Annotated in this window: 8 protein-coding genes; all 8 read left to right on the top strand. The window is 54.7% G+C overall.

Translation table 11 applies throughout. The features are described 5' to 3' along the window. Window positions 1–87: 87 nt before the first annotated feature. On the top strand, window positions 88–651 hold the full coding sequence (locus FRY97_RS18745) for a UbiX family flavin prenyltransferase (RefSeq protein WP_246141836.1): 564 nt from the start codon (window positions 88–90) through the stop codon (window positions 649–651). A gap of 84 nt (window positions 652–735) precedes the next feature. Then, window positions 736–1,566, top strand: a complete 831-nt coding sequence (locus FRY97_RS18740) for a CvfB family protein (RefSeq protein ID WP_147169103.1) — start codon at window positions 736–738, stop codon at window positions 1,564–1,566. A 680-nt stretch (window positions 1,567–2,246) separates the two neighbouring features. Next, window positions 2,247–2,720: a division/cell wall cluster transcriptional repressor MraZ gene (mraZ, locus tag FRY97_RS18735; protein WP_147169102.1), complete on the top strand. Its 474-nt coding sequence runs from the start codon at window positions 2,247–2,249 to the stop codon at window positions 2,718–2,720. Further along, window positions 2,717–3,616 carry a 16S rRNA (cytosine(1402)-N(4))-methyltransferase RsmH gene (gene rsmH / locus FRY97_RS18730; RefSeq protein WP_147169101.1) on the top strand — a complete coding sequence of 300 codons (900 nt, stop codon included), beginning with the start codon at window positions 2,717–2,719 and terminating at the stop codon, window positions 3,614–3,616. Before mraZ ends, rsmH begins: the two co-directional genes overlap by 4 nt. Before the next feature lie 11 nt (window positions 3,617–3,627). Next, window positions 3,628–3,972: an FtsL-like putative cell division protein gene (locus tag FRY97_RS18725; RefSeq protein WP_211356915.1), complete on the top strand. Its 345-nt coding sequence runs from the start codon at window positions 3,628–3,630 to the stop codon at window positions 3,970–3,972. Continuing rightward, window positions 3,962–6,115, top strand: a complete 2,154-nt coding sequence (locus FRY97_RS18720; RefSeq protein ID WP_147169100.1) for a penicillin-binding protein — start codon at window positions 3,962–3,964, stop codon at window positions 6,113–6,115. Before FRY97_RS18725 ends, FRY97_RS18720 begins: the two co-directional genes overlap by 11 nt. A gap of 62 nt (window positions 6,116–6,177) precedes the next feature. Then, window positions 6,178–7,644 (top strand): UDP-N-acetylmuramoyl-L-alanyl-D-glutamate--2,6-diaminopimelate ligase, encoded by a 1,467-nt coding sequence (locus tag FRY97_RS18715; RefSeq protein ID WP_147169099.1) that lies wholly within the window; start codon window positions 6,178–6,180, stop codon window positions 7,642–7,644. Window positions 7,645–7,758: 114 nt separating this feature from the next. Further along, window positions 7,759–9,027, top strand: a complete 1,269-nt coding sequence (mraY, locus tag FRY97_RS18710) for a phospho-N-acetylmuramoyl-pentapeptide-transferase (RefSeq protein ID WP_147169098.1) — start codon at window positions 7,759–7,761, stop codon at window positions 9,025–9,027.

The following is a 9,027-nucleotide window of genomic DNA, read 5'->3' as shown; positions in this document are numbered from 1 at the left end:
AAGCCCCCGCCCCGCCCACCAAAACACCATTTATTACCAAAACAATCCACACCCTCCGATCCTTTACTCCTCAACTAACCTATGATTATGAAGCACAAAATTGCAATCGGCATCGGTGGCTCAAGCGGGAGCATTTACGCCAAGGTACTATTGGACCGCCTGGCCCAGCTACAGGATCAGCTGGAGGCCGTAGGCATTGTGATGAGCGATAACGCCAAATTCAACTGGGAATACGAGCTGGGCGACAAAAGCTATGAAAACTATCCTTTCACTTTTTACGACAAAAAGGACTTCATGGCGCCTTTTGCATCCGGCTCAGCCCGTTACGGCACGGTGGTCATCTGCCCCTGCTCCATGGGGCTGCTAGGGCGGGTCGCCACCGGGGTTTCCACAGACCTGATCACTCGTGCTGCCGATGTTGCCCTGAAGGAGCGCCGCCGCCTCATACTGGTGCCAAGGGATACGCCCTACAGCCTGGTCCACATCAACAATATGAAAACGGTCACAGAAGCCGGCGGCATCATCTGCCCGGCGAGCCCTTCCTTCTACAGCCGCCCTCAGACGCTGGAGGAGATGGCCGCTACCGTAACGGACCGTGTGCTCGACTTAGCTGGGCTTGAGCTGCACAGCTACCGGTGGGGGGAAGCGTAGGAGGGTATCCTGCTTACGTTGCCCGGCCCATAAATCCTGCTGCCTGTGCCCGTATATTAAGGAGTTGTTCCTTACCTTCGCTGAATGATTGAAATTGGCACCACACAGACGCTGCGCGCTGCGCGCGCTACACAGCATGGCATGTTCCTGGAGAACGCTGAGGGGGACGATGTCCTGCTCCCCCGCAAGTTTGTCCCGGAAGGCTTGGAGGAAGGGCAGGAGGTAGAAGTGTTCGTTTATACAGACTCTGAAGACTGGCCGATCGCGACCACTCAGCGGCCCTTTGTGGAGCGTGATCAGTTTGCCCTGCTGCAGGTCAAAGAAGTCTCTGGGCTGGGGGCATGGCTTGATATGGGACTGGACAAAGACCTCCTTGTGCCCTTTTCAGAGCAGGACAAGCGCTTGGAAACTGGCAAATACTACCCCGTTTACGTATATGTAGACCCAGAAACCGACAGGATGGTGGCCTCAGCGAGGCTGCGCCGCCATCTGGATACCGAAGCCGTCACTGTTGCAGAGGGCGAAGAGGTCGAGCTGTTCATTACCGGCCCCTCCGACCTTGGCGTGAAAGCCATCATCAATGGCAAACACGAAGGGCTCATTTTTGAAAGCGATATCTTCCGCCCTATCCACGCTGGCGACCGCCTCAAAGGCTATGTGAAGAAGGTGCGGGAAGATAGGAAAATAGACCTGTCCCTACAGCCGGAGGGGTATGCTAAGGTGGAGCCCAATGCTGAGCAAATCCTTGAGGCGCTCCGCAAAGCAGATGGCTTCCTGCCACTGCATGATAAAAGCGACCCCGAGCTTATCCGTCAGCAGTTGCACATGAGCAAAAAGACCTTCAAAAAAGCCATCGGCGGGCTGTACAAACAAGGCCTTATCGCCCTTTCTGACAGTGGCATACGTCTGAAATAACCGCCTTTGCCCAAAGCGCAGCCCGTACCGCAGCCCCGGCTGCAACAAGCAGGAAAGCCGGTGTTTAGTTTGCGCCAATCCTGCACCCCCCTCTAATTTATTTCCGCCTAAGTGCTGCCATTGCCCAATGGGAAGGTGATGGGGCCTGCCCCTGCCTGAGGGCAGGTGCCGCTATGCTTCGGGGCTCGCTGTCCGCTCGGCCCTATCGGGCTTACACCCCCTTCGCAGCGCTAGGCCAATGCCATGCTAGCGCCTGCCTTATCTTGGTTTGTGCCCGAGAGCTGAGCCGCCAATATCCCCTCCGGCCACTCGGTTTGGCGAATGCCAAATGCTGTCTGCTCCTTTTTTATTCCATGCTCCTTTCAACAAGGCTTTTCCTGTCTTTGCTCTGCCCAGTACGATGATGTGGTAATGATCTGCCCCTTTTTGCAAGCTTGGAGGAGATTGGTGTGGCAAAGTGGGAGCCGGGGTGGGAAAATTTGGGCTAGGCGATAAAAAGTGTTCATTTTTTTGATGACATATAGAGTCTTTAAACCTTATGTGTGGCATTTTTTTGATGATAATATTGGCAAATAGGCACTTAGGTGGGGTTGTTAGGAACTTTTTGGGGATAATTGGTGGTAAAAAGTGGTAAAATGTGTAATAAAGTAATACTTTTGAATAAATGAATAGGTATAAAAGTGAACTTCCAACAGCTGCTAGGCGAATACGAGTGCAAAATAGACGCCAAAGGGCGCATGCGCATGCCGAGCGGGCTTATTGCCCAGCTTGGGCAGGAGGAAGCACCGACTTTCGTCATCAACCGGGGGTTCGAAAAATGCCTGATGCTCTACCCGGAGCCTGTCTGGGAGCGCATCACCAACGAGATCAACCAGCTGAACCTGTACAATAAAAAGAACCGGGATTTCGTCCGCTATTTTTACCGGGGCGCGCAGAAAGTCGCCATGGACAGCGCAGACCGGATCTTGGTTTCCAAACGCCTGCTCGAATATGCAGGTGTCGATAAAGAGATTATTCTATCGGCCTACAATGACCGGATAGAGATTTGGGCTGCAGACCAGTACGAGAGCCTGCTAGAGGAAGAACCGGAGGATTTCTCCGACCTCGCAGAGGATGTCCTGGGCCGCGCCAACGGCAAAACCCCGGAGTTATGACCTACCACCTGCCTGTTTTGGCTCAGCCCTGCGTTGATGGCCTGGTCGTGAATGCAGATGGTGTTTATGTGGACGTCACCTTTGGGGGCGGTGGGCACAGCAGGCTCATCCTTGATCACCTAAGCCCGAAAGGGCAGCTGCTAGGGTTTGATCAGGACGAAGACGCACAGGCCAATGTGCCGGACGATAGCCGCTTCACGTTCGTACAGCACAATTTCCGGTTCCTGAAAAGGTTCCTGAAGCTGCATGGGCACAAGGAAGTAGATGGCATCCTGGCTGACCTTGGGGTTTCCTCTCATCAGCTGGATGTGCCTGAGCGCGGTTTTTCCTTCCGCTTCGATGCGCCTCTGGATATGCGCATGAACCAACAGCAGGAAGAGACCGCAGCCGGCCTGCTGCGCCGGCTGTCCGCTGAAGAGCTACAGGATATCCTGGGCCGATATGGCGAAGTCCGCAATGCCCGCACACTTGCAGCCCGGCTGGTGGATGAGCAGGCGTCCGGGCGGAGGATCGATACGGTAGGCGATCTGCTGGCCGTGGCAGAGCCCCTCATCCGCGGAAACCGCGCCCGGTACCTGGCACAGGTTTTCCAGGCTTTGCGGATTGCAGTCAATGATGAGATGGGCGCTTTGGAAGACTTTTTGCAGCAGTGCGCGGAAGTGCTCAAACCGGGCGGCCGGCTTGTCGTGCTTTCTTATCATTCGCTGGAAGACCGTGCGGTAAAGCATTTTTTGAAAACCGGAAATGTATCCGGTGAGCAGGAGAAAGATTTTTACGGCAACATCAGCCGGCCTTTCAAGCTCATCACCCGGAAAGCAGTTTTGCCCACCGAAAAGGAAATTAGAGAAAACTCCCGCGCCCGCAGCGCAAAGCTGCGCATAGGGGAAAAACGATAAACACAGCTGGCATGGCCAAGCGAAACAACATCAGCTCATTTTTCGATGCCGGGTTCTTGAGCACCAAGCTCATACTCGACAATATCGTATTTGTGGGCTTTCTAGGCTTTCTCACGATCGTCTACATCGCTAATGCCCACCTGGCTGAACGCAACGTACGGGAGATACAGACGTTGCAAAAGGAGCTCAAAGAAATGCGCTGGTACTATATGTCTCTGGAATCAGAGAACATGTACAACGCCAAGCGCTCGGAAGTCGCCAAACGGGTCAGGGACAACGGTCTCCGCCCACAGTCTGGCGGCCTTAAGCGCATTAAAGTCAAACGGGAATCACATCAGTTAGCCAATGGACATTAAAAACGAAGTCCTTTACCGGGTTTACTTCCTTTTGTTCGGCATCGTGGTGCCGGCTTCCCTAGCTTTGGTGTACCGTACCGTAGAGATAACCGTCTTCGAGGGCAGCCGCTGGCGCGCGGAAGGGGAGAAGCGCTACCTGGATTACCGGACTGTGGAAGCGGACCGGGGCAATATCCTCGCTGCTGATGGCAACCTCCTGGCAACTTCTATCCCTTATTTCGACCTCTACTTCGATGCGAAAGCTGCACCGGATGAGGTTTTTGAAGCCAACTTGGATACCCTCGCGCACTGCTTGGCCTATTATGTCCTGGAGGACTATACGGTAGGCGGCGCACGGGAATACCTGGTCAGCCTGCGGGAGGGCAACAACCGTTATGTCCCCCTCAGGCAGAAGGTCTCCTACGCGGAGAAAAAGTTCATTGAATCTTTCCCCCTGTTCCGTATGGGGCGCAACCGAGGGGGATTTATTGCAGAAAAGCGCAGTGAGCGGAAACGGCCTTTCGGCATACTGGCCCAGCGTACCATCGGCTATGTGCGGGAGGGCGCTAAGCCCGTCGGCCTGGAAGGGGCTTATGATGAGGCCCTCGGCGGGCAGCCGGGGCAGCAGCTGATGATCTGTGTAGACCCCTCCAAAGACCTTTGGATGCCTGTTGACGACCTGACGGTGATCGAGCCGGAAAGCGGGAACGATATTAAAACAACCATCGACCTGGATATTCAGGACATCACCGAGCAGGCGCTGAGCCGGGCTGTGAATGTACACGATGCAGAGTGGGGTACTGCCTTGGTTATGGAGGTAGAAACAGGCGCTGTGCGGGCCATTGCCAACCTGGGGCGTACCAAGCAAGGCTGGTGGGAAACCTACAATCATGCAGTAGGTACGGCTACAGAGCCAGGCTCTACCTTTAAAGCTGCCTCCGTGCTCGCTATGCTGGAAGATGGCTATCTTGCCCTCGACGACTCCATCCGCGTTTTTGAAGGCCGGGCAGAGTTCTACGAAGAGGTCATGGAGGATGCATCCCCCTACAGCTACCGCCTCGATAGCGTTTCCCTGCGGGAAGCATTTGAGATTTCTTCTAATGTGGGCATCGCCAAAGCCGTAGAGCAGTTTTACGGCGAGAAGAACAGAAGGAATGGAAACGAAGGCGCTGCCCGTTTTATCCGGCGGCTGAAACAGTTCAACCTGCATCAGCCGGTAGGCATAGAAATTGAAGGGGAGGCCAATCCTTACATCAAGGAAGCGTACAGTGAAGAAGATTATTGGAGCGGTACCACCCTGCCTTGGATGTCGATCGGTTACGAGCTCGAACTGACCCCATTGCAGCTGCTTACTTTCTATAATGCAGTGGCCAACAATGGTAAAATGATGAAGCCGTACATGGTCTCTGCAGTGGAGCGCAACGGGCAGGTGGAAGAGCAGTTTTACCCGACTGTCCTCAACCGCAGGATCGCTTCCAAGGAGGCGGTCAGGCAGCTGCAGGAGCTTCTTTTGGCGGTCGTAGAAAACGAACAGGGCACTGCCCACAAGCTGCAGGCTGCTGAATACCGGTTTGCCGGGAAAACGGGCACTGCCCAGGTCAACTATAAAAAAGGGCCAAGGGGCAATAGCATTGGCGGGCACCAAGCTTCTTTTGTAGGCTACTTCCCTGCCGAATCGCCTAAGTATTCCTGTATCGTCGTCATCAATAAACCCCGCCGGGGCGGGTTCTACGGTGGAGATGTTGCCGGGCCGGTTTTCCGCGAGATAGCGGATAATATCTACCGTGCAAAGCCCCAACTGCACCCTGTGCTCAACATGGGCGCTGAGCTGGCGCTCGACGAAGGCTCCCTGCCAGGTTTTAGCCTGGGCGACCCGGCCGATTTCCGTTCCTTGATGGAACAGCTGGAGATCCGCCCTTACGGAGAGCCGGAGACGGATGTCAGTGTCCTTCGCCCGAAAGGGGACAGCCTGATGATCGAGCCACGCACCTTGCCTGAAGATGTGGTGCCAAGCGTGGTCGGGCTAGGGCTTAGGGATGCACTTTCTGTACTGGAAAACCGAGGGCTCAAAGTCTCCGTAGAAGGCGTAGGCAAGGTTGCCCGACAGTCGATAAAGCCGGGGACAAGCATCCGCGGCCAGCAGATAAAGCTGTACCTGCGATAGGTTCAGCCGTTTTTGAGAAAACCAACAACGCAGGCTGGGCCTGCTTAAAACAGTGAGGTAGCATGGCTACAGCGTTAGCAGAACTCCTAAGACCACTGAATATCCTGGAGGCTAAAGGGCCGCAGGAGATGGAAATTGAAAAGATTGAATTTGATTCGAGGAAAGCCGGTCCGCGCAGCGTATTCGTCGCTGTGCGAGGCACTCAGACAGACGGGCACCGCTACATTGCTCAGGCAGTTGAAGCCGGCAGCACAGCAGTAGTCTGTGAGGCTATTCCGGAGGCGGTTCAGCCGGGCATAGCTTACATCAGGGTAGCCAATGCTTCCGAAGCCCTTGGGCTTATGGCCGACGTTTGGCATGGGCACCCTTCCCGGCAGCTTAAGCTGGTGGGCGTGACCGGGACCAACGGGAAAACTACAACGGTTACCTTGTTGTACGACTTGTTTTCGGCCTTGGGGTACAAAGCTGGCCTGTTGTCTACCGTGCGCAATAAAATCGGGGCAGCAGAGCTTGCTGCTACCCACACCACGCCCGATGCTTTGTCTATTCATGGCCTGCTTAGGGAGATGGTGGACACCGGGTGCGATTTTGCATTCATGGAGGTCAGCTCCCATGCGGCACATCAGCGGCGCATAGCCGGGCTGCATTTTGCGGGGGGGGTATTCACGAATATCACCCATGACCACCTCGATTATCATAAAACGTTCAAGGCTTATATAGAAGCCAAAAAAATGTTCTTTGACATATTGCCTGCAACGGCTTTCGCCCTCGTCAATCTTGATGACAAGAGGGGGGGAGTCATGCTACAGAACACGAAAGCGGGCCGGTATACTTTCAGCTTGCGCGAAATGGCCGATTTCCGCGCCCGGCTGTTGGGCAACAATATGGCTGGGCTGCACTTGATGATCGATGGGCAGGAGGTGTACAGCCGCCTTATGGGCGAGTTCAATGCCTACAACCTGCTTGCCGTTTATGGCGTAGCCTGCCTGCTTGGGCAAGACCCTGTAGAGGCGCTGACCGCTGCCAGTCAGTTGAAAGCAGCAGAAGGCCGCTTTGACTATGTTTCGCCCCCCGGTGCTTCCAAAATCGGTATCGTAGACTATGCGCACACTCCAGATGCACTGGAAAAGGTGCTGCAGACGATAGCCGGTTTCTTAGAGCCTGGCAGCCGGGTCATCACGGTCGTCGGCTGCGGGGGCGACCGCGATAAGGCCAAACGGCCAGTTATGGCAGAAGTAGCCTGCCGCCTTAGCCAACAGGTTGTACTGACTTCAGATAACCCGCGCACGGAAGACCCCGAGCAGATCCTGAAGGAGATGCAGGCCGGTGTGCCTGGCCTTGCCGCTCACATGGTTTTGAGCATTGTCAATAGGAAGGAAGCCATACGGACAGCCGTAGCCTTGGCCCAGCCCGGGGATGTCATCCTTGTAGCCGGCAAAGGGCACGAGAAGTACCAGGAAATTGGACAGGAGCGGTTGCCATTTGACGATAAAGCTGTTTTGGCGGAAGCCCTTGAGCAGCAGCCATAAATAGAAGGTGGAGTACGGCTATCGCAGCGGTATTCCTTATTTTGGGCCAGTGGGCTTGCAGGGCGTAGCGCCTTTGCTATACCATTGCCCTAAACGCGATAACCCTATTACGTTATGCTCATACAACTGGTAGAGTGGCTGGAGTCCATTTACGGAGATTTCAAAGGGGCTGGATTGCTGCAGTACATTACATTCCGGGCAGGGATGGCTGCCATCCTCTCCCTCATCATTTCTATGGTCTTCGGAGGGCGTATCATCAACTACTTGCGCTACCTGCAGGTGGGGGAGACGGTACGGGACCTGGGCCTGGCCGGGCAAAAGCAGAAAGAAGGGACGCCCACAATGGGAGGTGTCATCATCATTATGGCGATCTTGATCCCTTGCCTGCTGCTTGCCGACTTGCAAAATGTATACATCGTGCTGCTCATCGTTAGTACCATTTGGATGGCTACGATCGGCTTTATCGATGATTACATCAAGGTTTTCCGGAAGAACAAGCAAGGCCTGCGGGGCACCTTCAAGGTGCTGGGGCAGGTCGGGCTGGGGCTGCTGATCGCAATGACCATGATTTTGCATGAAGATGTGGTCGTCCGGCTTGAGGTAAAAGATGCGCAGCAGCTGGGATATACCGAGATGGTGGGCGATACCATACAAGCGCCCGCAGGCATTGGCCTGCCACAAGCTACGCTCAAAGGGGATTATAAAGCCAATTTGACCAATGTGCCTTTCATGAAGGGGAATCAGCTGGACTACTCTTGGCTGCTCCCTTTGGAAAGCCCCAAGGCTTCCAAATGGGTTTGGCTGTTGTTCGTGCCCTTGGTCATCTTCATTGTCACTGCGGTTTCCAACGCGGCCAACCTCACCGATGGGGTAGATGGCCTGGCAACGGGCGTCTCTGGGATTATCGGGGCAACACTGGGCATCTTTGCCTATGTATCTGGCAACGCGATCGCAGCGAATTATCTCAATATCCTGCACTTGCCGGGCACAGGCGAGCTGGTCATCTTCTCTGCCGCTTTCATGGGGGCTTGCTTGGGGTTCCTTTGGTACAACGCTTACCCTGCTCAGATATTTATGGGCGATACGGGGAGCCTTACCCTCGGCGGCATCATCGCAGCGATGGCCATCCTGCTCCGCAAAGAGCTATTGATACCGCTGCTGTGCGGCATCTTCCTGGTCGAAAACCTTTCGGTCATCATACAGGTCACCTATTTTAAGTACACAAAAAGGAAATATGGTGAAGGGCGGCGGGTGTTCCTCATGTCGCCTTTGCACCATCACTATCAGAAAAAAGGGATGCCGGAGGTTAAAATTGTTGCCCGCTTCTGGATCATTGGCATCCTGCTGGCAGTGCTGACGATCATCACCCTAAAAATCCGGTAG

Source organism: Phaeodactylibacter luteus (genome assembly GCF_007993045.1).
GTDB lineage: Bacteria > Bacteroidota > Bacteroidia > Chitinophagales > Saprospiraceae > Phaeodactylibacter > Phaeodactylibacter luteus.
The sequence above is the reverse complement of the archived record's forward strand: the minus strand, read 5'-3'. Positions and strand labels throughout refer to the sequence as shown.

Excerpts from the sequence above, each read along its gene's own strand:
- FRY97_RS18725 (WP_211356915.1), top strand. The coding sequence starts at position 3,628 with ATGGCCAAGCGAAACAACATCAGCTCATTTTTCGATGCCGGGTTCTTG.
- rsmH (WP_147169101.1), top strand. The coding sequence starts at position 2,717 with ATGACCTACCACCTGCCTGTTTTGGCTCAGCCCTGCGTTGATGGCCTG.
- mraY (WP_147169098.1), top strand. The coding sequence starts at position 7,759 with ATGCTCATACAACTGGTAGAGTGGCTGGAGTCCATTTACGGAGATTTC.
- FRY97_RS18715 (WP_147169099.1), top strand. The coding sequence starts at position 6,178 with ATGGCTACAGCGTTAGCAGAACTCCTAAGACCACTGAATATCCTGGAG.
- FRY97_RS18745 (WP_246141836.1), top strand. The coding sequence starts at position 88 with ATGAAGCACAAAATTGCAATCGGCATCGGTGGCTCAAGCGGGAGCATT.
- FRY97_RS18740 (WP_147169103.1), top strand. The coding sequence starts at position 736 with ATGATTGAAATTGGCACCACACAGACGCTGCGCGCTGCGCGCGCTACA.
- FRY97_RS18720 (WP_147169100.1), top strand. The coding sequence starts at position 3,962 with ATGGACATTAAAAACGAAGTCCTTTACCGGGTTTACTTCCTTTTGTTC.